Genomic DNA, 25,863 nt, shown 5'->3' with positions numbered 1-25,863 from the left:
CAGACGAACGCTTGCTTAGAAGGGAGCCTCCACGGTGAGCGCGCCGGGTTCGCGAATGGGGTCGCAGTTTGGGCCCTACCGATTGCTGCGGCTGCTCGGCCGCGGCGGGATGGGCGAGGTCTACGAGGCCGAGGACACCCGCAAGCACCGCGTGGTGGCGTTGAAGCTGATTTCCGAGCAATTCTCCGGCGACCCGATGTTTCGCGCGCGGATGCAGCGCGAATCCGATGCCGCGGGCCGGCTGACCGAGCCGCACGTGGTCCCGATCCACGACTACGGCGAGATCGACGGGCGCCTCTATCTGGACATGCGCCTGATCGACGGCGCCGACCTGGCCACCATGCTGAGACGCTCCGGGCCGCTGAGCCCGCCGCGGGCGGTGGCCATCGTGAGCCAGGTGGCGGCGGCGCTGGACGCCGCGCACGCCAGCGGCGTGACGCACCGCGACATCAAACCGGAAAACGTCCTCGTCACCAACAGCGACTTCGCCTACCTGGTGGACTTCGGGATCGCTCGCGCCGCCGCCGACCCGGCGCTGACCCAGACCGGGACCGCGATGGGCACCTGCAAGTACATGGCGCCCGAGCGGTTCACCAGCGACGACGTCACCTACCGCGCCGACATCTATTCGCTGGCTTGCGTGTTGGAGGAGTGCTTGACCGGGTCGCCCCCGTTCCGGGCGGACCTTATGGAGCGGTTGATCGCCGCGCACCTGTTCGACGCGCCCCCGCGGCCCAGCCAGCTCATGCCCGGGCGGGTTCCGGCGGCCCTGGATCAGGTGATCGCCCGGGGCATGGCCAAAAACCCCGAGGAGCGTTATCGCACCGCCGGCGAGCTGGCCGCCGCGGCCCACGATGCTCTTTCCACCTCCGAGCAGCACCAGGCCGTCGCGATCTTGCAGCACGGGCAGCCGATCGCCGCCGCCGAGACCATGGCCCGTCCGGTGACGCCCAACGGCGGCGTCAGCTGGCCGGCGGCGCCGGCCGCCGACGGCGGTGGTGGCAGGGTCTCGCCGCCCGACGGCGTCACCGGTTGGCGCAGCCAATCCGTGCCCGCGTCGTATCCGCCGCCGCGGGCCGCACAGTCCGACTATTGGGGCGGGCCCTCGGCGGACCGAAGGCGCAAATGGTGGATCGTCGGCGCCATCGTCGCGGTCGTGGTCGTGGCCGTCGTCGCGATCGTCACGGTCATCTTGCGCGCGTCGCACTCCGAACCGAAGGAGGCGTCCGGGCAGAGCGTGTTGCCGTTCAACGGCATCGATTTCCGTCTCTCCCCGGGCGGGGTGGCCCTGGACAAGGCCGGCAACGTCTACGTGACCAGTCAGGGCATGTACGGCCGGGTGGTGGAGTTGCCGGCTGGGACGAGCGCCCCCAGGGTGCTGCCGTTCAACGGGCTATACCAGCCGCAGGGGCTGGCGGTGGACGACGCCGGCACGGTATATGTCACCGACTTCAACAACCGGGTGGTGAAGTTGACGACCGGCTCGAACAACCAGACGGTGCTGCCCTTCAACGGCCTCAACTACCCCGAGGGTGTGGCGGTGGATTCCCAGGGCGCCGTGTATGTCGCCGACCGGGGCGGCAGCCGGGTGCTGAAGTTGGCGGCCCGGTCGAACGCCCAGACGGTGCTGCCGTTCGACGGGCTGAAGAACCCGGACGGCGTGGCGGTGGATCCCGCCGGCAACGTCTTCGTCGCCGACACCGACAACAACAGGGTGCTCAAGCTCGAGGTCGGGACGAACGCCCAAATCGAGCTGCCACTCAGCGGCGTCTCGGTACCGTGGGGCATCGCGGTGAACCCCGCGGGCGACGTCTTCGTCACCGAGCACGACAGCAGCCAGGTCAAGAAGCTGCCGGCGGGATCGAACGTCCCGACCGTGCTGCCGTTCACCGGCCTCAACACCCCGCTGGCGGTGGCGGTGGACACCAGCGGCCAGGGCAAGGGAAACGTCTACGTGGCCGACCGCGGCAACGACCGGGTGGTCAAGCTGGTTCCCTGACCAGGAACGCGTCGTTGTGCTGGCCGACGGCCGGCGGGGGATCGGTGACCGCGGCGTCGAAGCTCGAGTACCGCGCCGGCATCCGGACCACGGTGATCTTGTCGTCGCCGCCGCCCACCTGCAGCGCCAGCTCGTTTTCGGCGAACAGCGGGGTGTCAACCACCTGCTTCCAGGTGTAAGCGAGGCAGGCCATCAGGCCGCCCTCCTGCAGCAGCTCGACCCATTCGGCGGCGGTCTTGGCCGCCAGCGCCGACTCCAGCTCCTCGGTCAGCTCCGGGTAATTCATTGCGCGCGAACGCTGGTCGGCGAATCGCTCGTCGTCGATCAGGTCGGGCCGGCCGATGATTTGGCACAGCTTGGCCCAGTGCTTGGGCACGTACGCGCTGATCACCAGGTAACCGTCGGCGGCGCGGAACGCGTCCGACGGCTGGGTGGCGAATCCAACGCCCTTGCGCTTCTTGGGATTTGGCGCGGAGTCGGGCTTGCCCGCCGCGCTCGGCTTGTTCAGGTGGATGGTGAGCTGGCTGGCCTGCAGGTTGACCGCGACGTCATACATCGCGACCCGCACCACGTCGGCCACCCCGTGGCGCTCGCGGTTGAGCAGCGCGGCCAGCACCGCCTGGGCCAGCACGTGGCCGCTGGCGGCGTCGACCAGCTGGAACGGGATGATCTGCGGCTTGCCGGTCGGCGTGGGCATTCCGGTGGTCATCCCCGACTCGGCGGCCACCATCAGGTCGACGCCCGGCCGGCTGCCGTGCGGGCCGTTGCCGCCGTAGGCCGAAAGCCGCGCATAGACGAGTTTGGGGTTGCGCACGCGCAGGTCGTCGGGGCCCAGGCCGAGGCGTTCCATCACCCCGGGACGAAACCCTTCCAGCACGACGTCGGCGGTGTCGGCGAGCCGCAGTATTTGTTTTCTGGCCTCGTCGGTGGTCAGGTCCACCGCGAGCGACTTCTTGCCGCGGTTGTGGGGCAAAAACAGCGTGGGCAGCGGCGGGCGCCCCGGCAGGACCGCGGTGATCTGCCGGGCCGCCTCCCCGCCGGGCGCCTCGACCTTGATCACCTCGGCGCCCAGGTCGGCCAGCACCTGCCCGGCCAGCGGCCCGGCGATGTTCTGGGTGAAGTCGAGCACCCGGTAGCCGTCAAGGGGCTTGGGCGCCTGGGTGTTTGGCATGTCGGCCTTCCTTTATCCCGCCTTGTGCAGCACGGCGGTGCAGTAGTGGTTCCGCGCGAACGGCGCGTCGGGGCCTTCGGGTTGCAACGGTAATCCGTTGTCGGCCAACAGCCGATTCAGCGGGGTGCGGACCGGCCGCCAGCCGCGGTCGGCCAGGTAGGTCGCCACGTCGTTGCGCTCGCCGGGGAAGCCCAGGTCGCCCAGCGCGATGTCGAGGCCGTTGTCCCGCCACTTCTCGCTGGCGGCGTTGAGCGCGTCCCCGCTGACCCCCGTGTTGAAAAACACCTCGGCCACCAGTCGGCTGCCGTCGGCGCTGAGCTCGGTGACCTGGTCCAGCATCCGATCCTGCGCCTCGGCCGGCAGGAACCCGAGCAGGCCCTCGGCGGCCCAGGCGGCCGGGCGGCCCGTGTCGAACCCGGCCTGCAGTAGCGCGGCCGGCCAGTCGTGGCGCAGGTCGATCGGCACGTTGCGCACCTCGGCCGCGGGCGCGGCGCCGAGCTCGGCGATGGTGGCGGTCTTGAACGCGATGACCTCGGGCTGGTCGACCTCGAACACCGTGGTGCCGGTCGCCCACGCCAGCCGGTAGGCGCGCGCGTCCAGTCCAGACGCCAGGATGACGACCTGGCGAATTCCCGCAGCGCCCGCCTCCGCGAAGAACGCGTCGATCAAGCGGGTGCGGGCCGCCATCATGTCGGTCATGCGCTGCATGCCCCACGGGGCACCGGGGACGTCGACGTCCGCGGCGCTCAATTCGCCTGTGGCCCAACGGGTCATGAAATCGACGCCCACGGCCCGCACGAGGGGCTCGGCGAACGGGTCGTCGATCAGCCCGTCACGGGTGGCGCGGGCCCTTCCGGCGGCCACCATGGTGGCGGTGGCGCCCACGCTGGTCGCCAGGTCCCAGGTGTCGTTTTCGGTCCGCGTCATCGAAACAGTCCCCTCTCCTCGACTGGTTAGCAACAATAACGATACGGTTTCCGTCCGGTCCGGCATCCCGACCGCCGGCCTACCTCGCCGCTAGCATCGCCGGATGCAGACGATGACGCCGACCGTCGGGCCGCCGCGCCGAACGGCGGTTGCGAGGGACGCGGGCTGGCGGCGAAGCGCGCAGTGGGCGCGGCGGCTGGCCTGGGTCAGCCTGACAGTGGTGCTCGTCGAGGGCGCCGTCGGGCTGTGGCAGGGGCTGGCGGTCGGGTCCGTCGCGCTGACCGGATGGGCGCTGGGCGGCGGGGCCGAGGCGCTGGGCAGCGGGATGGTGGTGTGGCGCTTTTCCGGCTCCCGCACCCTGTCCGAGACGGCCGAGCGGCGCGCCCAGCGCGGTGTGGCGGTGTCCTTTTGGCTGACGGCCCCGTACATCGCCGCCGAATCCGCCCGTGGCCTGGCGGACGGGCACCGCGCCGAGACCTCGGTGATCGGCATCGGCTTGACGGCGCTCGCCCTGGTGGCGATGCCGATCCTCGGCCGGGCCGACCGCGTGCTCGGGAAGCGGCTGGGCTCGGAGGCCACCGAGGGCGCGGGCAACCAGAACTACCTGTGCGCCGCGCAGGCCGCCGCGGTGCTGGGTGGCCTTGCCGTCACGGCCGTTTGGGCCGGCGGCTGGTGGGTCGACCCGGCGATCGGGCTGGGGATTGCCGGCATCGCGGTGTGGGAGGGGATCCACGCCTGGCGCGGCCACGCCTGCGGCTGCTGACGCGCGGCGGTCAGTCCGGGTCGGCTTCCCACGTGCCGGGCATCATCGGTAGGCGCGTCGCCAGCGTCGTCAGCCCCGCCGCGGTCCCGGCCCCGTCCCTCGCCGCGGTCCCGGCGAAGCCCGGGGCTCCCGCGCCGCTGTCCGAGGGGGCGGGCTCGGTTCCGAGGTCCATGTATTCGTAGCCGCGGCCCAGCTGGGTGACCTTGGCCCGGCGGCGGCGCTGCGATGCGGCCCGTTCCTCGGGCACCGCCGCGACCGCCGCGGCGTCGGCGCCGTCCGGTTCCGCCGCCGGCTTGCGGGCGCCGGCGGCCGCCGCCCTGCGGGCGTCCGCGCCCAGGGCGCCGACCAGGTAGGCGTGGCCGCCCATGCCCGCGGTCAGTGCCGCGCCGCCACCACTGGCGGCATGCTGGCCGGCGGCGCCGGGGGCACCGCGATGATCAGGCCCTTGATGCCGGCCAGGCCGGACAGGCCGCCCAGCGTCGCGGGGATGGCGGCCAGCGGCGCCAGGGACGCGGTGATCAGCGGCAGCATGACCACGAGCAGCGCAATGTTTTGTTCCAGCAACGTCTTGAGCAGGGCGATGGTGTCGGTGATGACGGTGCCGATGGCTTCGACGGTGACGAACACCAGGGTCCAGCCGATGATCGTGGGGTTGCCCGAGGCGAACGCCGCGGTGACATCCAACGAGATGAACCCGAAGGTCTCCGAGAGGAACAGGGAATACGAAGCGAAATCCATCGGGTAGCCGAGGGCGAACGCGATGTTGAAGGGGCTGAGGAAGCTCAGGGGATTGCCGACCAGGGGCAGCCAGGGGTCGAACCCCGATAACAGCGCCGCGAAGAACGGGTCGTTGGCCACCGAGTCGATCAGCGGCTGCAGGTAGGTGTAGTAGAAGTCGGTAAACCCGTTGCGCTGCAACCAATCCAAGATGTCGTTCTGCCGGTCGGGGGGCAACTCGGCGGCCGCGGCCCTCATGATCTGCGGCGCCGTGGTCGTCTGCGGTGCGGCCGTCACCGCCGCCGTGGCGACGCTTTGGTAGGTGCTCATCACCGTGGCGGCCTGGATCCACGTACGCGCGTAGTCGGCCTCGTTGAGCGCGATCGGGATCGCGTTGACGCCAAAGAAATTCGTCGCGACGAGCACCGCGTGCGTGGCGTGGTTGGCCGCCAGCTCCGCCAGGGTCGGCATCGCGGCCAGCGCTGCGGTGTAGGCGCCCGCGGCGGTCTCGTGCTGGGCGGCCGTCGCGGCGCTGTTGGCGCCGGCCTGCTCCAGCCACGCGAGGTGCGGGGCGTGGGCGGCCACGTAGGCGTCGGCGGTCGGGCCGTCCCACGACCCCGCCCGCGCCGCCGCCAGCAGCTCCCCGAGTTCGTGGGCCGCCGCGGCGTATTCGGTGCCCAGCGACCGCCACGCCGCCGCGGCGGCCAGCAGCGCGCCCGGCCCGGGGCCGGCGCTCAGCAGCGCCGAATGCACCTCCGGCGGCGACGCCATCCAGATCGGCGCGGTCACGATGCGTGGGTCGGTTCGGGCGCCGGGGCGGCGCGATGCCAGGACGGACGTGGCATGGGGGCCAGCTCTCTCGGGGTACACCGCCCCGGGTCGCAGGATGCGACGACGCGAGTGTCCTGGCTCTCGGATCGCTGCTCGCCTCGCCTTCCAACTCTGACGAGCCGTGGCTAGTGAGGGTCGCTCCCCGATGACAGTGGCGGGACCGCGCCGGATTCGCACCGGCTTCCTGCATCGTCATCGCCTTACGAGCGGTATTGTCGCACGGCTTTCAGCCCAGGCGGTAGCGGATCAGCCGGGAGCTGTTGGCCACCACCGCAACCGACGACGCGTTGTGCAGGATCGCGGCCAGCACCGGGGACAGCGCGCCGCCGGCGCCGATGATCAGCCCGGCGGCGTTGACGGCGATGGACATGCCGTAGTTTTCCCGGATGACGTCGACGGCGCGGGCGCCCAGGTCGCGGACGTCGAGCAGGCGATGCAGGTCGTCGTTGGCAAGTGCCACGTCGGCGGTCTCGACGGCGACGTCGGTCCCGGCCAGCCCCATGGCGATCCCGATGTCCGCGGCGGCCAGCGCCGGGGCGTCGTTGATGCCGTCGCCGACCATCCCGACGACGAAGCCGTCGCTTTGCAGCTCGCGCACCAGCTCGAGCTTGTCCTCCGGCATCACCTCGGCGCGCCACTCGTCGATCCCGAGCTCGCCGGCGACCACCTCGGCGATGTCGGGATGGTCGCCGGTTAGCATCACGATGCGGCGAATCCCGTTGGCGCGCAACTTCTTCAGCACCTCGGCGGCTTCGGGCCGGACCTCGTCGCGCAGGCTGATCAACCCCACCAGCGTGCCGTCGACGGCCAGCAGCAGCGGCGTCTCGGCCTGGCGGCGCAGCCTGTCGACCCACTCCGACGCCTTCTTGGACACTTTCACCTTCTCGGCGCGCAGCAGCGACGGGCTGCCCAGCAACAGGGTCCGGCCGTCGGCCCAGGTCCGCATGCCCAGGCCCACCAGCACCTCGCACTCCTCGTGCGGCGGGATGCTGATGTGGCGCTCCTCGGTGGAGCGGATCACCGCCTCGGCCAGCGGGTGGCGGGAGTGGATCTCGGAGCTGGCCGCGTACGCCAGCACCCGTTCGGGCTCCCAGTCCTTGTGCAGCGCAATGATATTGGTGACCACCGGGCGCCCGACGGTCAGCGTGCCGGTCTTGTCGAAGACGATCGCGTCGACCCGGCCGGCCTGTTCGAGGTGCGAACCGCCCTTGATCAGGATGCCGCGGCGCGCGCCGTTGCCGATCGCGGCGCTGATCGCGGTCGGGGTGGCCAGACCCACCGCGCAGGGGCACGCGATCAGCAGCATCGTCATCGCCCGGCGGACGTCGCCGGTGATCGCCAGGGTGATGGCCGAAACGACAAACGACGTGGGAACGAAACGGCGGGAAAAGGTTTCGCCGACCGTCTGGATCGGCGCCCGGTCGTGCTGGGCCTCCTCGACCCGGGCGATGATGCGCCCGATGGCGGTCTGGTTGCCCACGGCGCCGGCCCGCACCACCACCCGCCCGCGCACCACCACCGACCCGGCGTGCACGCGCGAGCCCACCATCACGCTGACGGGCAGGGTTTCGCCGGTGATCGCGGACTGGTCGACGATCGCCTCGCCGTCGACGACCTCGCCGTCCACCGGGATCGCGACGTGGTCGTGCACCACCACCTGATCGCCGATCTGCACGGTGTCGATCGGCACCTGGACTTCGTTGCCGTCGTCGAGCCGGATCCAGGCCGTGTCCTGGCTGCCGCGCAACAGCTCGGAGATGGCGCGCCGGGTGCGTCGCAGCGTCAGGTCCTGCAGGTACTCGCCGATGTTGAGCAGCCACAGCACCGTGAGCGCGACGACGTTCTCCCGCAGCACCAGGCTGGCCACCGTCGCCGCCGAGACCAAAGCGTCGGTGCCGGCCCGCCCCGAGCGCAGCGACCGCAGCGCCCCGCGCAGGAACGGGTAGCCGGTGAAGACGGTGACGCCGGTGGCGAACAACCGGCCGCTCGGCCCCAGCAGCGGCGGCCGCGCGAACGCGTAGCGGCGCACCCCCAGCAGCGCCAGCGCCGCGCCGCCGATGACCATGCGGAGCACGTCGGCGTTGCGGATCTCCGACGAGTGCGGGGCGCGGGCCGGGATCAGCTCGGCGGCGACCCGCGCGGCGCCGTCGATGGCCGCCAGCACCGCGGCGCGGTCGCAGCGCCGGGGTGAGTACCACACGACGACGGAGCCGGTCCGGGGGTAGGCGTGCACCACGCGCACCCCGTCCTGCTTGGCGACGGCCTCTTCGACCGCGACCGCCCGGCGGGAGTCGGCGCGCACCCAGTCGACCGAGACCCGCATGCGCCCGGCGGCGTCCGAAATGACTTGCAAAGCAGCGACTTCGGGTCAGTGCTCGTGTTGATGGGCGTCGGCGATCGACGGCGTGGGCGCCTCCTCGCCGATGCGTTCGCGGGCCTCGGCCATGACGTCGGCCAGCTTGAGCCGCGCGGACTCGGCGGCCTCCTCGGCCTTGCGGGTGCCGCGCAGCCCGAGCTCGGCCGCCGACACCGCGGTCTCGTGCAGCGGGGCCTTGGCCAGCGCCTTGCGCACCACTTCGTAGGCCGTCACCCCGACCAGGCCGGTGACCACCGTCGATGCCGCCTTAGCGAAGAGCCCGTACGCCGCCATTGACCAAACCTTCCGTGTTGCCACCGCGCGTTAGAGCGACGTTAACATCGAAATATTGCGATATCAATATGGATTCGCGCTTACAGGACCCGCGTCACCTTCTCGGTCTCGATCCTTCGGTGCAGCAACGCGGGGTCGGGGTTGGCGACCTGCACCAGCGACGCCCCGGCGGCCAAGATCGACAGCAGGCCGTCCACCAGCGCGCCGGCGTCGGTCCACGGCGCGCTGGAAAGCACCTGGTCACCCGGCGTGATTCCCCTTGCGGCGGCCGCACTTTGGCACTCGGCCAGGATCTCCTCGGCCGAGCGCCCGGCCAGCGCCGGGCCCGGATGCCGTTCGGGGACGACCTGGTCGCCATGGACCCGCACCGCGGTGGCGTAGTCGGTGACGCCGATCGGCAGGTCGGGGACGGGCCGGCCGAACGGGTCCAGCGACAGCACGGCCACCTCCGCGGCGCCCGTCCCGTCGGCCTCGTCGAGGCGCTCGGCGGTGCACAGCGCCAGGTCGGCGGCGGCCGCCGTCCCCGGTTCGAGCACCGCCTCGGCCCCGATCCACCACACCCCGAACAGCACCGCCGCCGTCTGCCAGTGCGCCGGCAGCAGGATCGCGACCCGGCTGGCCGGCCCCGCGCCCAGCTCGTCGCGCAGCAGGTTGGCGGTCTTGGCGGCCCAGTTGGCCAGGGTCACCGCCGACAGCTCGATGCGCTCGCCGGTGGCATCGTCGTAGTAGGTGATGCGCGGCCCGACCGGATCCGCGCGCAGCATCGGATCCAGGATGGCCCCGGACAGCGTGCTCAGTTGATGCACTCCGGCTTGTCGGAGCCGGCGGTCAGGATCGGCGACGGCGGCGGAACGTTGGGGTCGGCCCCCTGTCCCGGAGACGCTCCGGCGTTGGACACCCGCCCGGGCAACACCGTGCGGTCGCCGGAGAGGCCCGAGCCCGGGCCGGTGTAGTCGTTGGCCAGCACCACCCGCACGGAGCCGGGCGCCAGCGACGGGTCGGCGACGACGGGCAGCCCGCCGAGCTCCTTGGCGACCTGCTGCGCGCCCAGGTCGTCGGTCTTGGCGGCGCGCACCTGGCTGGCCTTGACGTGGCCGCCCTCGTTGTTGCCGATGCCGCCGGTGGTGAAGCCCTTGGCGCTCAACACATCCGACACCGCGGCCGCCAGCCCGTTGATGTCGGTGTCGTTGACGACGCTGGCGGTGGTCTTGGCCGGCGTGTAGGCCAGCTCCTCGGTCTTGCCCTGCTCCTGTTCGTGCAGCAGGCTGCCGACCCAGTCGGCGACCTGGTGCGGGTCCACCCGCACCACGCTCTGCATCCCGTCGTCGCTCCAGCCGGCGCCGTCGAGCACCGGGATCGTGGCGAAGGCGATGTTGCCGCCGGCCAGCTTCTGCATCTGCTGCACGAAATCCATGACGTCCCAGCCGGAGGAGATCACCACCGACCGCTGCACGGCGGCCTCCAGCCGCTTGACCGTGGCCGGGCTGGACAGCGTGTGCCCGGAGATGACGCGGTGGGCCAGCGACGCCATCACCGCCTGCTGGCGCACCACCCGGTCCAGGTCGCCGCGCGGCAGCTCGTGGCGCTGCCGGACGAAGCTGAGCGCCTCCGGGCCGTCGAGCCGTTGCGGGCCCGCCGGAAAGTCGGCACCCGAAAGTGGTTCGTACACCGGCTCTTTGAGGCAGACGTCGACGCCGCCGAGCGCGTCGGTGATCAGCGCGAAGCCCAGCAGCCCGATCTCGGCGTAGTGGTCGACGGTGACGCCGGTGAGGTCGGCGACGGTCTTGATCAGGGCCTCGCGGCCGGCCTCGGTGCCCTGCGCCGCCGCCTCCTGCGCGGACGCGCCGGCCTTGACCAGGCTGGCGCGCTTGGCCTCGCGGGTCTGCCCGTAGACGCCGTTGATCTTGGTCTTGCCCAGGCCCGGGGCCGCGACGTAGGAGTCCCGCGGGATCGAGATCGCCGTCGCCGACCGCCCGTTGTTGGGGATCCGGATCAGGATGATCGTGTCGGTGTTGGTCGCTTCCTCGTCGCCGGCCCTCAGGGTGGCCAGCTCCTCGGCCGACAGCGGGTTGCCGTGCGCGTCGGTGCGGCTGTCCAGGCCGACCAGCAGGATGTCGATCGCGCCGTCGTCGCCGCCCTTGCCCAGCGACGGTGCGGACATGTGGAAGATGCCGTCCTCGAACGAGCGGACGTTGCTCCACGCGATCCCGGTGCCGAACACGACCGCGACGGTCAGCACAGTGGCAATCACACGAATCACACGCTGCACAGGCATCACAACAGACTACTTGCGACACAGCCGCTTCTCGGGTAGCCGGCGGCGGCGCGCCCGGGCCGTGCCAAACTCATGGGCATGTCGGGCAGGTCAGAACGACTCGTGATCGCGGGCGCCGGGGGGCAATTGGGCGGGTGTCTGGCGCGGCTGGCCGCGGGTCGGGGCCGCGACGTCCTGGCGCTGACGTCGTCGCAGTGGGACATCACCGACCCCGCCGCGGCCGAGCGCGTCGTCGAAGCCGGCGACGTGGTGATCAACTGCGCGGCATACACCAACGTCGACGGCGCCGAGAGCGACGAGGCGGCCGCCTACGCGGTCAACGCCGAGGGCCCGCGGCACCTCGCCCGCGCCTGCGCCCGCGCCAACGCCCGGCTGATCCACGTCTCCACCGACTTCGTCTTCAGCGGCGACTTCGCCGGTGCCGACCCGCGGCCCTACGAGCCCAGCGACGACACCGACGCGCGCGGCGTCTACGCGCTCAGCAAGCTGGCCGGCGAGCGCGCCGTCGTCGAGGAGTTGCCGGGCGCGTCGGACGGCGTCGTCGTCCGCACCGCGTGGGTCTACACCGGCGGCACCGGCAAGGACTTCGTCGCGGTGATGCGCCGGCTGGCCGCCGGCGACGGCCCGGTCAACGTGGTCGACGACCAGACCGGGTCGCCCACCTACGTCGCCGACCTGGCCGCCGCGCTGCTGCAGGTCGCCGACGACCGCGTGCCCGGCCCCATCCTGCACGCCGCCAACGAGGGGGCGGTGTCGCGCTTCGCGCAGACCCGGGCGATCTTCGAGGAGTGCGGCGCCGACCCCGAGCGGGTGCGACCGGTCAGCACCGCGGAGTTTCCCCGCCCGGCGCCGCGCCCGACCTATTCGGCGCTGGGCAGCCGGGAGTCCGCCGCCGCGGGCCTGACGCCGTTAAGGCCGTGGCGCACTGCGCTTGTCGCGGCTTTGGCCGCCGCCGTTGCCGATTCCGAAACGCTTCGACCGTTACCCTCTACGCGTGAGTGACGTCCTGCCGGTCGTGACGGTGACCTACTCGCCGGGCCCGCATTTGGAGCGGTTCCTGGCCTCCTTGACGATGGCTACCGACCGCCCGGTCGGCGTGCTGCTGGCCGACAACGGCTCCACCGACGGGACGCCGCAGGCGGCCGTGGAGCGCTACCCGAACGTGCGGCTGTTCGACACCGGGGCCAACCTGGGCTACGGCACCGCGGTGAACCGCGCGATCGCGCAGCTCTCCGAAACCGGGGGAGTGGACGACGACTGGGTCGTCATCGCCAACCCCGACGTGCAGTGGGGACCGGGCAGCATCGACGCCCTGCTCGACGCCGCCGGCCGCTGGCCCAACGCCGGCGCGCTGGGCCCGCTGATCCGGGATCCCGACGGGTCGGTGTACCCCTCGGCGCGCCACCTGCCCAGCCTGATCCGCGGCGGCATGCACGCGGTCGTCGGCCCGTTCTGGAAGCGCAACCCGTGGACCGCCGCCTACCGCCAGGAGCGGCTGGAGCCCAGCGAACGCGTGGTGGGCTGGCTGTCGGGCTCGTGCCTGCTGGTGCGCCGCTCGGCGTTCAGCCAGATCGGCGGGTTCGACGAGCGCTACTTCATGTACATGGAGGACGTCGACCTCGGCGACCGGCTGGGCAAGGCCGGCTGGCTGAGCGTCTATGTCCCGACGGCCGAAGTCCTGCACCACCGGGGCCACTCCACCGGGCACGACCCGGCCAGCCACCTGGCCGCCCACCACAAGAGCACCTACATCTTCTTGGCCGACCGCAACCGCGGGTGGTGGCGGGCGCCGCTGCGCTGGACGCTGTGGGCCTCGCTGGCGGTGCGCTCGCGGCTGATGGTGCGCAGCGCGCAGCGCGCTCGCCGGCGCCACCCGGCAGAAGGGCGGCGCTGATGGCAACTCCCCAAGTCGACGCGGTGATCCTGGTCGGCGGCAAGGGCACCCGGCTGCGGCCGCTGACGCTCTCGGCGCCCAAGCCCATGCTGCCCACCGCCGGGCTGCCGTTTTTGACCCATCTGCTGTCGCGCATCGCCGCGGCCGGCATCGAGCACGTGATCCTGGGCACCTCGTACCGGGCCGGGGTGTTCGAGGCCGAGTTCGGCGACGGCTCCAAGCTGGGCCTGCAGATCGAGTACGTGACCGAGGAGAGCCCGCTGGGGACGGGCGGCGGCATCGCCAACGTCGCCGGGCACCTGCGGCACGACACCGCGATGGTGTTCAACGGCGACGTGCTGTCGGGCGCCGACCTCGGCGAGTTGCTTCAGTTTCACCACGCGCACCGGGCCGACGTCACCCTGCACCTGGTGCGGGTGGGCGACCCGCGCGCCTTCGGCTGCGTGCCGACCGACGAAAAGAACCGCGTCGTCGCCTTTTTGGAGAAGACGCAGGACCCGCCGACCGACCAGATCAACGCCGGCTGCTACGTGTTCAAGCGCGACGTCATCGACCGGATCCCGCGGGGCCGCGAGGTGTCGGTGGAACGCGAGGTGTTCCCGGCGCTGCTGTCGGACGCCAACGTCAAGGTGTGCGGCTACGTCGACGCCACCTACTGGCGCGACATGGGCACCCCGGAGGACTTCGTGCGCGGGTCGGCGGACCTGGTGCGCGGCATCGCCCCGTCGCCGGCGCTGCGCGGCCACCGCGGCGAGCAGCTCGTGCACGACGGCGCGGCGGTGTCGCCCGGCGCGGTGCTGATCGGCGGGACGGTCGTCGGGCGCGGCGCCGAGATCGGGCCCGGCGTGCGGCTGGACGGCGCGGTCGTCTTCGACGGCGTCAAGATCGAGGCGGGCAGCGTGATCGAGCGCTCGATCATCGGCTTCGGCGTGCGCATCGGGCCGCGGGCGCTGATCCGCGACGGCGTGATCGGCGACGGCGCCGACATCGGCGCGCGATGCGAGCTGCTGCGCGGCGCCCGGGTGTGGCCCGGGGTGTCGATTCCCGACGGCGGGATCCGCTACTCGAGCGACGTGTGACCCTCGCCGGTGCGTTCGCGGGGCGCCGCGCGGGCGACCAGGTAGGCCAGCGCGTGATCGGTGCCCGGCGGCAGCGCGCCGACCGGCCACCACCGCAGGTCGTCGGACTCGTCGCTGATCGCGATCCGCGCGCCGGCCGGCGCGCGCGCCACGAACTGCAGGTCGAGGTGGCGGGTCGGCACGCCCAGCGAGCAGGTGACCGGGTGGACGTGCACGGCGGCGAGTTCGGGCGCCATGCGCAGGCCTTCGATGCCGGACTCCTCGGTCGCCTCGCGCAGCGCCGCCGCCACGATGTCGGGGTCGCCGTCGTCGCAGTGCCCGCCGAGCTGCACCCAGCGCCCCACCCGCGGGTGCAGCGTGAGCAGCACCCGGCCGCCGGTGTCGTCGAGCACCAGCGCCGAGGCGGTGACGTGGCCCGCCGCGCACTCGCGCAGGCACGCGTCCGGGCGGGCCTGCACGAAGGCCAGCACGGCGTGGCGCAACGCGTCCTGGCACGGGTCGGGGGCCCGCCACTCGGTCAGGATCGCAAGGGCGGAGTCGCGCAGGCTCACCGGGATCCGCGCCTCGTCCGGCGGCCCCGCAGCGACGCCCAGGCCACGCGGCACGCCGCGACCGCGTCGCCGGACAGACCGAGCCGATCGATCAGGACGTGGCGGTCGACGAGGTCGAGCGCCTTGTCGGTTTCGCCCGCCTTCAACAACAGGTCGACGTCGCCGGCGAGCTCGGCGTCGGCGTGCGCCGGCGGGGGAATGGGCAGCTGCTCGGCCTCGGCGGGTTCGAGCTCCAAGATGCCGCCGCCGTAGCTGCGGCCGAGGATCTCGGCGAAGGCGAACGTCACGCTGTTGTGGAACACCACGGCCAGCGCGGCCGGGTCGACCCCGGCGGCGACGCGCACGCGGTGCACGGTGTCGGTGCTGGTTGCCGCGGCGGCGTTGACGGTCAGCCGCGGCGCCAGGTGGATCTGGCGCAGCATGAACAGCTCGGGGACCCACAGCGACGGCGTGGTCCACCACGGCTTGCGCAGCGCGCACTTGTAGCCGAGGTGCACGCCGGCGGCCTCGCCGGCGTCGATGTGCGCGACGAGCGCCGCGTCGGTCGGGTCGGGCGGCGCGTCGAGCAGCCAGGTGCGCCGGCCGGCGGCCAGATCGGCGGCGCGGCAATCGGAGTCGTAGACCAGGCCGGACAGCTGGGCGCTGCGCGCGACGAGCGGGACGCAGTGCCGCCGCAGCCGCAGCGCCTCGGCCTGCGCGTCGGTGAGCGTGAAGAAGCTGTTGCGTCCGGTCACGATCCCGACGTCCACGCCGGCGACCGAACCCAACCGGGTCAGGGCGGGCGACCGCTTGAGCCCGCGCAGCAGCCGGATCGCGGCGGGATCCAGGAAGTACTTGGTCCACTTCTCGTTTTCGTGCAGCAGCCCGGGCGCCGCTTCGACGTCTAGGTCCGAGCCGCCCAACGCGTCGGCGTCGGCGAGGTGCACGGTGCGGATCCGGGCGGGGCCGGCGCCGACCACGCCGCAGAACAACACGACCTCCTGCAGCACCCCGTCGAACAGCAAGCGCCGGAAGGTCACCAGCGTGATGTCGCGGAACCGGGCCAGCAGGAACTCGCGCAGCTGCGCGGCGTAGCCGACCTGGAGCAGCTCGGCCGGCAGCACCAGGCCCACGCGCCCGCCGTCGCGCACCGCCAAGGTGCTGGCGACGACGAACGGGACCCAGGCGTTGGTCAGCCGGCTGGGCCGCAGGCCCGCGCGCCGCATCAGCTGCAGCGCCGGGTCGCGCTGCTCGGGCGGCCAGTTGCCGAAGCGGATGTAGGGCGGGTTGCCCGCCACCCCGTCCCAGCCGCCGGGGTCGACCCCGGCCAGCCAGGCGAACAGGTCCGCGGCGTCGACGGGGGCGAAGCGGCGCGCCTTGGCGGCTTCGCCCGCAAGGAGTTCCACGCCCCGGACGTCGCCGCCGAGCTCGGCCAGCTCGCGCAGGATCCGGCCGTCGCCGCAGGACGGCTCGAGGATCCGCGGGCCGGCGTCGCGGACCCAGCGGGCCAGGAACCGGGCCACCGGGGCGGGCGTGTAGTAGCCGCCGCGGACCTTGTCGGCCGAGGCCGCGGCCTTGCCCGCGAAGTCCATGCGCCCCAGTATCACTTGCGGATCAACAAATCCCCGGCGTCGGCGGGGTCGCGCGGCGCGGGCGGCTCCTCGGCGTAGCCGATCGCAATGGCGCCCAACGGTTCCCAGTCGAAGGGCAGGCCCAGCTCGGCGCGGACCAGGTCGGCGGCGAAGATCGTCGAGCCGATCCAGCAGCTGCCGACGCCGCGCACCGCCAGCGCGACAAGCAGGGCCTGCACCGCCGCCCCGACGGCGACGGTGAACATCGTGTGCTCGGCGTCGGTGCGCGCGGCGTCGGGGTAGGCGTGGGCGCCCTCGGGCACCAGGAAGGGGACGACGACCTCCGGTGCGTCGTAGAGGATCTGGCCGCGCGCCACCCGGCGTTCGATCGAGTCGGCGGGCCGGCCGTCGGCGGCGAGGTCGCTGCGCCACTTGTCCTTCATGCGGTCCAGCAGCCGGGTCCTTGCGGACGGGTCCTGCAGCCACACGAACCGGACCGGTCGGGTGTGGTGCGGGGCCGGGGCGGTGAGGGCCTCGGCGACGGCGGCCTCGACCAGCTCGGGCGGCACCGGCTCGGCGCTGAACCGGCGCACCGAGCGGCGCAGCAGCTGGGCCTGCCGGCGGCCCAGGTCGATGGCCTCGGCGGTGCCGAGCCAGAACAGGTCTTCCTCGCCGGGCCGCAGCAGCTGCCGGGCGGTCGAGCCGTCGTCGACCACGGTGAGGCCGCGCACCACGGCCACCGGCATGGCGGTCAGCTTGCCCTTCACCAAATCGGCCGCCGCCGCCACCTCGTCGGCCACCGCGATCTCGGTGACCACCAGCTCGTTGCCGTGCCGGTCGACGGCCCCCGAATACCCATGCAGCACAGCCAGACCCGACGAGCCCACCGCCGCGTCGATCTGGCCGTTGCGCCAGGCGCGGCCCATCGTGTCGGTGATGACCACGGCGACGTCGACCCCCAGCCGCTCGCGAAGCCCGGCCCGCAGCGCCGCGGCGCTGGCGTCGGGGTCGACCGGCAGCAGCGCCAGCTCGTCGCGGCCCACGTTGGACCCGTCCACGCCCGCGGCGGCCTGGATCAGGCCGAGCCGGTTCTCGGTGATCAGCGTGCGGCCCTTGCGCGCCAGCACGCGCACCGCCTCGTCGTCGACCAGCTTGCGGCGCAGCGCGTCGCGCTCCTGCCCATCCAGCGGCGCCGGCACCAGCCGGCCCTCGCACTTGGACACCACCTTGCTGGTGACCACCACGACGTCGCCGTCGCGCAGCCAGGGCGCGGCCGCCGCCACGGCCGCCCCCAGGTCGTCGCCGGGCCGGAACTCGGGGAGCCCGGCGACCGGCAGGATCTCGACGGGGGAGGCGGTTCCGTGCTCGGTCACGGTTTCACCCCCGCGAGCTCGAGCCCGGCGCGCACCATCTCGGCCGTCGCCTTCGGGTCGCTCATCAGCAGCGGGATCGCGCGCACCGCGAGGCCCTCGACGTCGGCCTTGTCGCCCTCGTCGATCAGCCAGCAGTCCAGGATCCCCGTCGCCTCGCGGGCGCCGAAGTGCCGGCCGACCGCCTCCGCGGTGGACTCGACGCCGATCACCGAAAGGCACGCGTCGGCCATGCCGCGCAACGGCTTTCCGCCGATGATCGGCGAGTAGCCGACGACCGGCGCGGTGGCGGCGCGCAGCGCGCCGCGAACGCCGGGGACGGCCAGGATGGCGCCCACGCTGACCACCGGGTTGGACGGCGCCAGCAGGATGACGTCGGCGTCGGCGATGGCCTGCACCGCTTCGGTTGCGGCGCTGGCCTTTTCGGCGCCGACGAACGCGAAGCTATGGGTGGGCACCTGGGCGCGGTAGCGCACCCACCACTCCTGGAAGTGGATCGCCCGGCGGCTGTCGTCGGCCGGATCGGTGATCACCACGTGCGTCTCGCAGCGGTCGTCGGTGGCGGGCAGCAACCGCGCGCCCGGTTGCCAGCGGTCGCACAGCGCGGCGGTGATCTGCGACAGCGGGTAGCCGGCGTGCAGCATCTGGGTGCGCACCAAATGGGTGCCCAGGTCGCGGTCCCCCAGCTGGAACCAGTCCGGCTGCACGCCGTAGGCCGCCAATTCCTCTAGGGCGTGCCAGGTTTCGTCGCGGTGACCCCACCCGCGCCGCGGGTCGACGCCTCCACCTAAGGTGTACATGCAGGTGTCCAGATCCGGACAAACGCGCAGCCCGTGGATCCAGGCGTCGTCGCCGACGTTGACGACCGCGGTCAGCTCGTGGTTGTCGGTGCCTGGGCGCTGTTGAGCCTGGAACTGCCCCAGCCCGAGCAGCTGTTGAACACCCAGCAGGAATCGGGCGCCCCCGACCCCGCCAACCAGAACGGTGACCTTCACAGGGCTCGACAGTACTGCCCGGCGACGATGCGGTCCGCGGCCCCTTTTCGAGGCGGCCGTGACCAATGTGATCGACACGCCGATGGTCCAAGACAACAGAAACGCCGAATTTTCGTCACGAGATGATATGGAAATGCGTCATAACGCTTGACGATGCAGGTCATCAAGTGTCTAATCACATCAGTGTCATTTCCCGGTTGGCCGGCCGATTCCGGTGTCGCAGACCGAGATTCGATCACTTGTTCGAATTGTCTGTACATCAGAACAGCGCGACTCACAAAACCCTCTCAAATTCCAAGGCTGAGGAGGCGGACGAAGCATGTCTTATGAGCACCTTCGGGGCGTTATGACAGGCACACCGCACACCACTTTCGGCGCGGCGCCGTCGGCAAGCGTCCGCCCGCACCTGACCGTAGTCCCTGACGCGCCAGTGGCTTTCGAGCCCGAGCCCGAGCCGATGCCGCCGGCGACGCCGGATCAGTGGCAGGACCGGGCGCTGTGCGCGCAAACCGATCCCGAGGCCTTCTTCCCGGAGAAGGGCGGCTCGACGCGGGAGGCCAAGAAGATCTGCCTCGGCTGCGAGGTGCGTCACGAGTGCCTGGAATACGCGCTGGCGCATGACGAACGCTTCGGCATCTGGGGCGGGCTCTCCGAGCGCGAGCGCCGCCGCCTCAAGCGCGGCATCGTCTGACCCGCCGGCCGCGGCGCCGGCTCAGTCGTCGTCGATCGTCGGGTCGATGACCGACGGCTCGACGTCCAAGTAGATGGCCACCTGCGCCACCAGGATCTCGTGCAGCAGATCGCCGAGTTCGACAGTGTCTTTCGCCCGTCGCTCGATCGGCTTGCGGAACAACACAATTCGCGCGCGCGTGGCGTTACCGCGCACGTCGACGCCGGCCGGGATCAACCGGGCCAGCGCGATCGGCCCGTCGGCGATGACCTCCGGCGGCCACTGCACGCTGTCGGGATCCTTGGCGGACATGCGCGGGATCTCGTCGACCGCGACGTCGAGGTCGGACACCCGGTCCTGCCAGCGCTGCTCGATGGGTTCGTAGGCCTCCAGCACCGCCATGTCGAACCGTTCGGCCCGGCTGCGCCACCCCGGCACGGTCGGCGGCAGCAGCGGACCGCGCATGTCGCGGCCCCGTCGTGACCTCCGCCGCGCGGCCGCGCGTCGCCGCCACCGATCGCTTTGCGGGGAGCCGCGCGAATCGCCCACGCGCCGATGGTAACGGTTGGGAATCGCGCGGCGAGCGGATGCGCGTGTCCAGCGCTTCGGCGGCGTTTTCGCACGATAGCCTTTCGGCGTGAACGTTCCCCGTCGCTGTTGCCGGCCCGGGTGTCCGCACTATGCCGTGGCGACTCTGACGTTCGTCTACTCGGACTCGACGGCAGTGGTAGGCCCGCTCGCCACCGCGCGCGAACCGCATTCGTGGGACCTGTGTGTGGGCCATGCCGGCCGGATCACCGCGCCCCGCGGATGGGACCTGGTGCGCCACGCCGGACCGCTGCTTGCCGAGCCCGCCCACCCCGACGAGGACGACCTGGTCGCCCTGGCCGACGCGGTGCGGGAGGGCGGGCCCCGCGATCGGCGCCTGCCCCAGCGGGTCACCGGCGCGCCGCACAACGGGTGCGGCGGCCTGGACGGCTTTGCCGATCCCCACGTCCAGCACGCCGGCACCCACGCCACCGCGCCCAGCGGCGGCCTGCTCGCGCCGCCCGAGCCCCGGTCCGGACGCCGCCGCGGCCACCTGCGGGTGTTGCCCGACCCCAGTGACTAGGCGTGTCGGGCCCGTCGCGCGATCCCGCTGCACCGTTTCGGCCCGCGGTTTCCGCGGGCCGATAGGCTGACGTCAAGAGGCTTGAAACTATGGCGTCAGGAGGCCCCCGCATGTCTCGGCCCGCCGCGACCGTTCGCCGTGTCGTCAAGGCGTACGACGTGCGTGGGCTGGTCGGCGAGGAACTCGACGAGGCGCTGGTCGCCGATGTGGGCGCGGCCTTCGCCAAGCTGATGCGCGCGGAGGGCGCGCGGCAGGCGGTGCTCGGCCACGACATGCGCGACAGCTCGCCGGCGCTGGCCGCCGCCTTCGCCGAAGGGGTCACCGGCCAGGGCCTGAATGTGGTGCGCATCGGCCTGGCGTCGACCGATCAGCTGTATTTCGCCTCCGGGCTTTTGGACTGCCCCGGCGCGATGTTCACCGCCAGTCACAACCCGGCGGCCTACAACGGGATCAAGCTGTGCCGGGCCGGGGCCAAACCGGTCGGCGCCGACTCCGGGCTCGGCGCCATCAGCGACGACCTCATCGCCGGCGTCGCCACCTACGACGGGCCGCCGGGCGCCGTCGCCGATCGCGACGTGCTGGCCGACTACGGCAAGTTCCTGCGCTCGCTGGTCGACACGACCGGGCTGCGGCCGCTGCGGGTCGCCGTGGACGCCGGCAACGGCATGGCCGGCCACACCGCGCCGGCCGTCCTCGGTGCCATCGACTCGATCACGCTGCTGCCCTTGTACTTTGAACTCGACGGCTCGTTTCCCAACCACGAGGCCAACCCGCTCGACCCCGCCAACCTGGTCGACCTGCAGAACTTCGTGCGCGACAGCGGCGCCGACATCGGCCTGGCCTTCGACGGGGACGCCGACCGCTGCTTCGTCGTCGACGAACGCGGGCACACCGTGTCGCCGTCGACGGTGACCGGCCTGGTGGCCGCCCGCGAGCTCGGCCGGGAGATCGGCGCGACCGTCATCCACAACGTGATCACCTCGCGCGCCGTGCCCGAGCTGGTCACCGAGCGCGGCGGCACCCCGCTGCGGTCCCGAGTCGGGCACTCCTACATCAAGGCGCTGATGGCCGACACCGGCGCCATCTTCGGGGGCGAGCACTCGGCGCACTACTACTTCCGTGACTTCTGGGGCGCCGACTCCGGGATGCTGGCGGCGCTGTACGTGCTGGCCGCCCTCGGCGAGCAAGACCGGCCGCTGTCGGAGCTGACCGCCGACTACCAGCGCTACGAATCGTCGGGGGAGATCAACTTCAAGGTCGCCGACGCCTCGTGTTGTGTGGACGCCGTGCTGAAGTCGTTCGGCAGCCGCATCCACTCGATCGATCACCTGGACGGGGTGACCGTGGACCTGGGCGGCGGCAGCTGGTTCAACCTGCGCAGCTCCAACACCGAGCCGTTGCTGCGGCTCAACGTGGAGGCTCGCAGCGCCGAGGACGTCGACGCGCTGGTGGCCCACATCAGCACCGAGATCTCGGCGATCGCCGCCGAAAAGGCCGCGCCGTGAGCGCCACCCGGGCGATCGACCTCGAGGACCCCGACGGCCTGCTGGCCGCCGATCGCGGCGGCTTGTTGCGCGCCGCGTCGTCGGCGGGTGCGCAGGTCCGCGCGGTCGCGGCCGCGGCCGACGAGGGGGAGCTGGGCCTGCTGCGCGTGGACGACCCCGCGCGCAGCGTGATCTGGGTGGCCGGTCGCGGGCCCGCCGAGACCGCGGGCGCCCTCCTGGCCGCGACGGCGGGCGGGACGTCCTCCGAACCGGTGGTGCTGACCGCCGAGGCGCCGCCGTGGCTGGGCCCGCTGGACATGCTGATCGTCGCCGGCGACGACCCCGGCGATCCCGCGCTGGTGTCCGCCGCGGCGACCGGGGTGCGCCGGGGCGCGCGGGTGCTGGTGGTGGCGCCGTACGAGGGCCCGCTGCGCGACTCGACCGCCGGGCGCGTCGCGGTGCTCGAGCCCCGGCTCAGCGTTCCCGACGATTTCGGGCTGTGCCGCTACTTGGCCGCCGGCCTGGCCGCCCTGCGAGCCGTCGACCCCAGGCGGCACAGCACCGACCTGGGGGCGCTCGCCGACGCCCTGGACGCCGAGGCGCTGCGCAACAGCGCCGCGCGCGAGCTGTTCACCAACCCGGCCAAGGCGATCGCCGCGCGGATGGCCCACCGCCGGCTGGTGCTGGCCGGGGACTGCGCGGCGACGCTGGCGCTGGCCCGCCACGGCAGCTCGGTGGTGCTGCGCCTCGCGCACGAGGTCGTCGCGGCCACCGGGCTGGCCGACGCGCTGGTGGCGCTGCGCGCGAGCGCCGAACTCGGCGACGCTTCGTCTTCGGTGGACGCGCTCTTTCACGACGAGGAGATCGACGGGCCGCTGCCCGAACGGCTTCGGGTGCTGGCGCTGACGCTGTCCGACGAACAGACGGTCGTCGCCGCCCGGACCGCCGGGCTCGAGGACGTGTATTTGCTGGCCGCCGAAGACGTGCCCGACGGGCCGGGCGGCGCGGCCGGCTCCACGGTCGCCCCGGCGTTGGGGGGTGCCATCACCCCCGAGCAGCAACTGGCAGTATTGGCCGTCCGGCTGGAGATGGCCGCGGTTTACATGCGACTGGTGCAGGGATAGATAGACAAGTGGAACTGCTTCGCGGGGCCATGCGCACGTACGCCTGGGGGTCGCGCACCGCCCTGGCCGAATTCACCGGGCGTCCGGTCCCCGCGGCCCACCCCGAGGCCGAGCTCTGGTTCGGTGCGCACCCCGGCGACCCGGCGTTCCTGGAAACGGACAACGGTGAGGTGTCGTTGCTGGAGGCGCTGGTCGCCGACCCCGAGGGACAGCTCGGCGCGGCGTCGCGGAACCGCTTCGGCGACGTGCTGCCGTTTTTGGTCAAGGTGCTGGCGGCCGACGAGCCGCTGTCGCTGCAGGCCCACCCCAGCGCCGAGCAGGCGGTCGAGGGCTACCTGCGCGAGGAGCGGCTGGGCATTCCGGTGAACTCGCCGGTGCGCAACTACCGCGACACCTCCCACAAGCCGGAGTTGTTGGTGGCGCTGCAGTCGTTCGAGGCCCTGGCGGGGTTCCGCCCGGCGTCGCGCACCGTCGAATTGCTGCGGGCGCTGGCCGTCTCCGACCTCGATCCCTACATCGACCTGCTCAACGACCAGTCCGACGCCGACGGCCTGCGCGCGCTGTTCACCACCTGGATCACCGCGCCGCAGCCCGACATCGACGTGCTGATCCCCGCCGTGCTGGACGGCGCCATCCACTACGTCAGTTCCGGCGCAACGGAATTCGCCGCGGAAGCCAAGACGGTGCTGGAACTGGGCGAGCGCTATCCCGGCGACGCCGGCGTGCTGGCGGCGTTGCTGCTCAACCGCATCACGCTGGTCCCGGGCGAGGCGATCTTCGTGCCGGCCGGCAACCTGCACACCTACCTGCGCGGCTTCGCCGTGGAGGTAATGGCCAACTCCGACAACGTGTTACGCGGCGGGCTGACCCCCAAGCACGTCGACGTCCCCGAGTTGCTGCGGGTGCTCGACTTCAACCCCACCCCCGAGGCGCGGCTGCACCCGCACGTGCGCCGCGAGGGCTTCGGCACGGTCTACGAGACCCCCACCGACGAGTTCGCCGTCGCGCTGCTGACTTTGGAGGGGGAGCACCTCGGCCACGAGGTCGACGCGTCGAGCAGCCACGAGGGTCCGCAGATCCTGTTGTGCACCGAGGGTTGCGCGACGGTGCACGGCAAGTCCGGCTCGCTCACCCTGAAACGCGGGATGGCGGCCTGGGTCGCGGCCGACGACGGACCCATCGGGCTGGTGGCACGCGAGCCGGCCAAGCTGTTCAGGGCGACCGTAGGGCTGTAACTGCTCGCGGCGACCCGCTTCGGAGGGCGCGCCCCTCTCGCGCCGCCGCCCGGCGCTCGCGCAGCCACAGCCGCATGTTGTGCGCCATGGCGCGGCCGATGATCCGCGGCGGCGGCACCATGTAGAGGCTGTCCAGCAGCGAGAACCGGCGCAAAAACCATTCGGCCAGAACGGCTTCCGTTTCGGCGGCCCCCAGGAATTGGTCGAACAGCGCCGCGGACGGTCGCCACCACCACGGCACCCGGTCCTTGGATGTGGCGTGGTGGAAGTTGATGTCGGCGACGCCGTTCATCATCCACACCGGGTAGGTGCTCCTGGCCGTCGCGCCGTTGAGCGCCGGGGCCAGTTGGTGATCCGGAAACCGCAGCGCCCACTTCAGATGGCCGGCCTGCAGCGCCGTCATCGTCATGCCCTGCCCGAAGGTGGGATTGAAGCTGGCGACGGCGTCGCCGAACGGCACGATGCCGACGGGGAAGCGGTCCAGCTTGTCGTAGCGGCGCCACCGGCTGGCCGGAAACGCGTGAAACGCCGGCTCGCCGATCGGTTCGGCCTGCGCCAGTGCGGCGCTGAAATGGGTCGGCAGCAGCTGGTCGGCCAGCGCGAGCATCTCCGGAAATGTCTTGGGCGGCTTGGCGTTCGCCACCCCGAACGTCGTCAGCACCCAGGTGCGGTCCTCGTAGAACAGCATCCCCAGCCCCAGCGACTGGTCGTGGGAGGCGCCGGCGACCACCACCTTCTCCGCGATCAGGCCCTCCGGCATCCGGAACCGGTGGGTGGCGTAGTTGATGCCGATGTCGATCGTTTGCTCCACCGGCCGCGGATATCCCCACTGCTCCAACCACACCGGCAGCCGGGTGCCCCGGCCGGCCGCGTCGACCACCAGGTCGGCGGGCACGAGCTCCGGCTCACCGCCCGCCTCGGGGTCGACCAGCACACCGGTCACCCGCTGCCGCGCGCGGTCGAAGCGCGGCTCGAAGACCGAGCGCCGCACGATCCGCACGTTGTCCAGCTCTTGCACCCGCCTGCGCAGCTGCCATTCCAGATGCGGCCGGCTGGGCACGTAGGCGGTGAACTCGTCGCGCAGCGTGTGCCCGGTGCCCAGGACGTGGCCCGCGGCGCCCAGGTGGATGCAGTCGGGCCGGTTCTCCAGCATCGGCACCCCGGCGGCCACCATGTCCTCGAGCAGCCCGGGGAAGAGGCTCTCGAACTCGTTCGCGCCGCGGGCCATCAGCATGTGCAGGTGCCGATCCTGGGGGACCGCCGCGCGGTTCGCCGGCGCGGCCGGCAGCTCGTCGCGCTCGTAGACCGTCACCCGGGCGTAGCGATCCGCGAGCACCCGCGCCGCGCACAGGCCGGCGATGCTGCCCCCGATGACCGCCGCGTGGTCCCGCGCTATGTTTCCGCTTTCCGGCATGCCCGCAGACTACCCAGTACTGTGCCGTCACATGGGTGACGAGAGGGGCGGGT

The 25,863-nt window shown here is 72.1% G+C and carries 22 protein-coding genes, 1 pseudogene and 1 riboswitch; of the genes and pseudogenes, 10 read left to right on the top strand and 13 right to left on the bottom strand.

Annotated elements, in window-relative coordinates; genetic code table 11:
- Positions 1-55: 55 nt before the first annotated feature.
- Complete coding sequence (locus AWC19_RS22045; protein WP_085080209.1) at positions 56-1,999, top strand: serine/threonine-protein kinase PknD; 1,944 nt, start codon at positions 56-58, stop codon at positions 1,997-1,999.
- Here AWC19_RS22045 and AWC19_RS22040 read toward each other — a convergent pair.
- A complete protein-coding gene (locus AWC19_RS22040; RefSeq protein ID WP_085080207.1) occupies positions 1,983-3,170 on the bottom strand; it encodes a CoA transferase in 1,188 nt (395 codons plus the stop codon). The two genes, AWC19_RS22045 and AWC19_RS22040, sit on opposite strands and share 17 nt — an antisense overlap.
- Positions 3,171-3,182: 12 nt before the next feature.
- A complete protein-coding gene (locus tag AWC19_RS22035; protein ID WP_085080205.1) occupies positions 3,183-4,097 on the bottom strand; it encodes an SAM-dependent methyltransferase in 915 nt (304 codons plus the stop codon).
- A gap of 103 nt (positions 4,098-4,200) precedes the next feature.
- On the opposite strand from AWC19_RS22035, the gene AWC19_RS22030 reads away from it, so the two are divergent.
- A complete protein-coding gene (locus AWC19_RS22030; RefSeq protein ID WP_372508649.1) occupies positions 4,201-4,860 on the top strand; it encodes a cation diffusion facilitator family transporter in 660 nt (219 codons plus the stop codon).
- Positions 4,861-4,870: 10 nt separating this feature from the next.
- Here AWC19_RS22030 and AWC19_RS31265 read toward each other — a convergent pair.
- The 5 genes and pseudogenes from AWC19_RS31265 to AWC19_RS22005 all read right to left on the bottom strand — a co-directional run bounded on the left by AWC19_RS31265 (position 4,871) and on the right by AWC19_RS22005 (position 11,333).
- A pseudogene (locus AWC19_RS31265) lies at positions 4,871-6,366 on the bottom strand (PPE domain-containing protein).
- 89 nt (positions 6,367-6,455) lie between these two features.
- A riboswitch (cobalamin riboswitch) is annotated at positions 6,456-6,635 on the bottom strand.
- Positions 6,635-8,731 carry a manganese-exporting P-type ATPase CtpC gene (gene ctpC, locus AWC19_RS22020; protein ID WP_142281354.1) on the bottom strand — a complete coding sequence of 699 codons (2,097 nt, stop codon included), beginning with the start codon at positions 8,729-8,731 and terminating at the stop codon, positions 6,635-6,637. (Overlaps the previous riboswitch by 1 nt.)
- Before the next feature lie 45 nt (positions 8,732-8,776).
- On the bottom strand, positions 8,777-9,058 hold the full coding sequence (locus tag AWC19_RS22015; RefSeq protein WP_085080202.1) for a DUF1490 family protein: 282 nt from the start codon (positions 9,056-9,058) through the stop codon (positions 8,777-8,779).
- Positions 9,059-9,138: 80 nt separating this feature from the next.
- Positions 9,139-9,864 (bottom strand): TIGR03089 family protein, encoded by a 726-nt coding sequence (locus AWC19_RS22010; protein WP_211284977.1) that lies wholly within the window; start codon positions 9,862-9,864, stop codon positions 9,139-9,141.
- Positions 9,852-11,333: an LCP family protein gene (locus AWC19_RS22005; RefSeq protein ID WP_085080200.1), complete on the bottom strand. Its 1,482-nt coding sequence runs from the start codon at positions 11,331-11,333 to the stop codon at positions 9,852-9,854. Before AWC19_RS22005 ends, AWC19_RS22010 begins: the two co-directional genes overlap by 13 nt.
- A gap of 78 nt (positions 11,334-11,411) precedes the next feature.
- Here AWC19_RS22005 and rfbD point away from each other — a divergent pair, with 78 nt between their 5' ends.
- From rfbD to manB, 3 genes are read left to right on the top strand one after another with little or no spacing between them, the layout of a single operon-like run.
- On the top strand, positions 11,412-12,335 hold the full coding sequence (gene rfbD / locus AWC19_RS22000; RefSeq protein ID WP_085080305.1) for a dTDP-4-dehydrorhamnose reductase: 924 nt from the start codon (positions 11,412-11,414) through the stop codon (positions 12,333-12,335).
- Positions 12,328-13,227: a glycosyltransferase family 2 protein gene (locus tag AWC19_RS21995; RefSeq protein WP_085080199.1), complete on the top strand. Its 900-nt coding sequence runs from the start codon at positions 12,328-12,330 to the stop codon at positions 13,225-13,227. The genes rfbD and AWC19_RS21995 overlap by 8 nt, the downstream gene beginning before the upstream one ends.
- Positions 13,227-14,306: a mannose-1-phosphate guanylyltransferase gene (gene manB, locus AWC19_RS21990; protein ID WP_085080197.1), complete on the top strand. Its 1,080-nt coding sequence runs from the start codon at positions 13,227-13,229 to the stop codon at positions 14,304-14,306. The genes AWC19_RS21995 and manB overlap by 1 nt, the downstream gene beginning before the upstream one ends.
- Here the strand turns inward: manB and AWC19_RS21985 are convergent.
- From AWC19_RS21985 to cofD, 4 genes are read right to left on the bottom strand one after another with little or no spacing between them, the layout of a single operon-like run.
- The gene (locus AWC19_RS21985) at positions 14,288-14,857 is read right to left on the bottom strand and encodes an NUDIX hydrolase (protein WP_085080306.1); all 570 of its coding nucleotides are present in this window, start codon (positions 14,855-14,857) and stop codon (positions 14,288-14,290) included. The genes manB and AWC19_RS21985 overlap by 19 nt on opposite strands.
- The gene (locus AWC19_RS21980; RefSeq protein WP_085080196.1) at positions 14,854-16,428 is read right to left on the bottom strand and encodes an Eco57I restriction-modification methylase domain-containing protein; all 1,575 of its coding nucleotides are present in this window, start codon (positions 16,426-16,428) and stop codon (positions 14,854-14,856) included. Before AWC19_RS21980 ends, AWC19_RS21985 begins: the two co-directional genes overlap by 4 nt.
- An 11-nt stretch (positions 16,429-16,439) precedes the next feature.
- Entirely contained in the window at positions 16,440-17,780 is a 1,341-nt protein-coding gene (locus tag AWC19_RS21975; protein ID WP_085080194.1) for a coenzyme F420-0:L-glutamate ligase, read from the bottom strand.
- A complete protein-coding gene (gene cofD / locus AWC19_RS21970; RefSeq protein ID WP_085080193.1) occupies positions 17,777-18,772 on the bottom strand; it encodes a 2-phospho-L-lactate transferase in 996 nt (331 codons plus the stop codon). The genes AWC19_RS21975 and cofD overlap by 4 nt, the downstream gene beginning before the upstream one ends.
- A gap of 346 nt (positions 18,773-19,118) precedes the next feature.
- Between cofD and AWC19_RS21960 the strand changes: the two genes are divergently transcribed.
- Entirely contained in the window at positions 19,119-19,463 is a 345-nt protein-coding gene (locus tag AWC19_RS21960) for a WhiB family transcriptional regulator (protein ID WP_085080190.1), read from the top strand.
- A gap of 21 nt (positions 19,464-19,484) precedes the next feature.
- On the opposite strand, the gene AWC19_RS21955 is transcribed toward AWC19_RS21960, so the two are convergent.
- On the bottom strand, positions 19,485-19,907 hold the full coding sequence (locus tag AWC19_RS21955; protein WP_085080188.1) for a metallopeptidase family protein: 423 nt from the start codon (positions 19,905-19,907) through the stop codon (positions 19,485-19,487).
- A 172-nt stretch (positions 19,908-20,079) separates the two neighbouring features.
- Between AWC19_RS21955 and AWC19_RS21950 the strand changes: the two genes are divergently transcribed.
- From AWC19_RS21950 to manA, 4 genes are all read left to right on the top strand, one after another.
- Positions 20,080-20,553 (top strand): DUF3499 domain-containing protein, encoded by a 474-nt coding sequence (locus tag AWC19_RS21950; RefSeq protein ID WP_085080187.1) that lies wholly within the window; start codon positions 20,080-20,082, stop codon positions 20,551-20,553.
- A 110-nt stretch (positions 20,554-20,663) separates the two neighbouring features.
- The gene (locus tag AWC19_RS21945; protein ID WP_085080185.1) at positions 20,664-22,058 is read left to right on the top strand and encodes a phosphomannomutase/phosphoglucomutase; all 1,395 of its coding nucleotides are present in this window, start codon (positions 20,664-20,666) and stop codon (positions 22,056-22,058) included.
- A complete protein-coding gene (locus AWC19_RS21940) occupies positions 22,055-23,161 on the top strand; it encodes a TobH protein (RefSeq protein WP_085080184.1) in 1,107 nt (368 codons plus the stop codon). Before AWC19_RS21945 ends, AWC19_RS21940 begins: the two co-directional genes overlap by 4 nt.
- An 8-nt stretch (positions 23,162-23,169) precedes the next feature.
- A complete protein-coding gene (gene manA / locus AWC19_RS21935; RefSeq protein WP_085080182.1) occupies positions 23,170-24,396 on the top strand; it encodes a mannose-6-phosphate isomerase, class I in 1,227 nt (408 codons plus the stop codon).
- On the opposite strand, the gene AWC19_RS21930 is transcribed toward manA, so the two are convergent.
- Complete coding sequence (locus tag AWC19_RS21930; protein ID WP_085080181.1) at positions 24,374-25,810, bottom strand: FAD-dependent oxidoreductase; 1,437 nt, start codon at positions 25,808-25,810, stop codon at positions 24,374-24,376. The two genes, manA and AWC19_RS21930, sit on opposite strands and share 23 nt — an antisense overlap.
- Between the last annotated feature and the right edge of the window lie 53 nt (positions 25,811-25,863).

This window comes from Mycobacterium palustre, from assembly GCF_002101785.1.
In the GTDB taxonomy this organism is placed as follows: domain Bacteria; phylum Actinomycetota; class Actinomycetes; order Mycobacteriales; family Mycobacteriaceae; genus Mycobacterium; species Mycobacterium palustre.
Note: the sequence above shows the minus strand (reverse complement) of the source record. Positions and strands in the feature narration are given on the sequence as shown.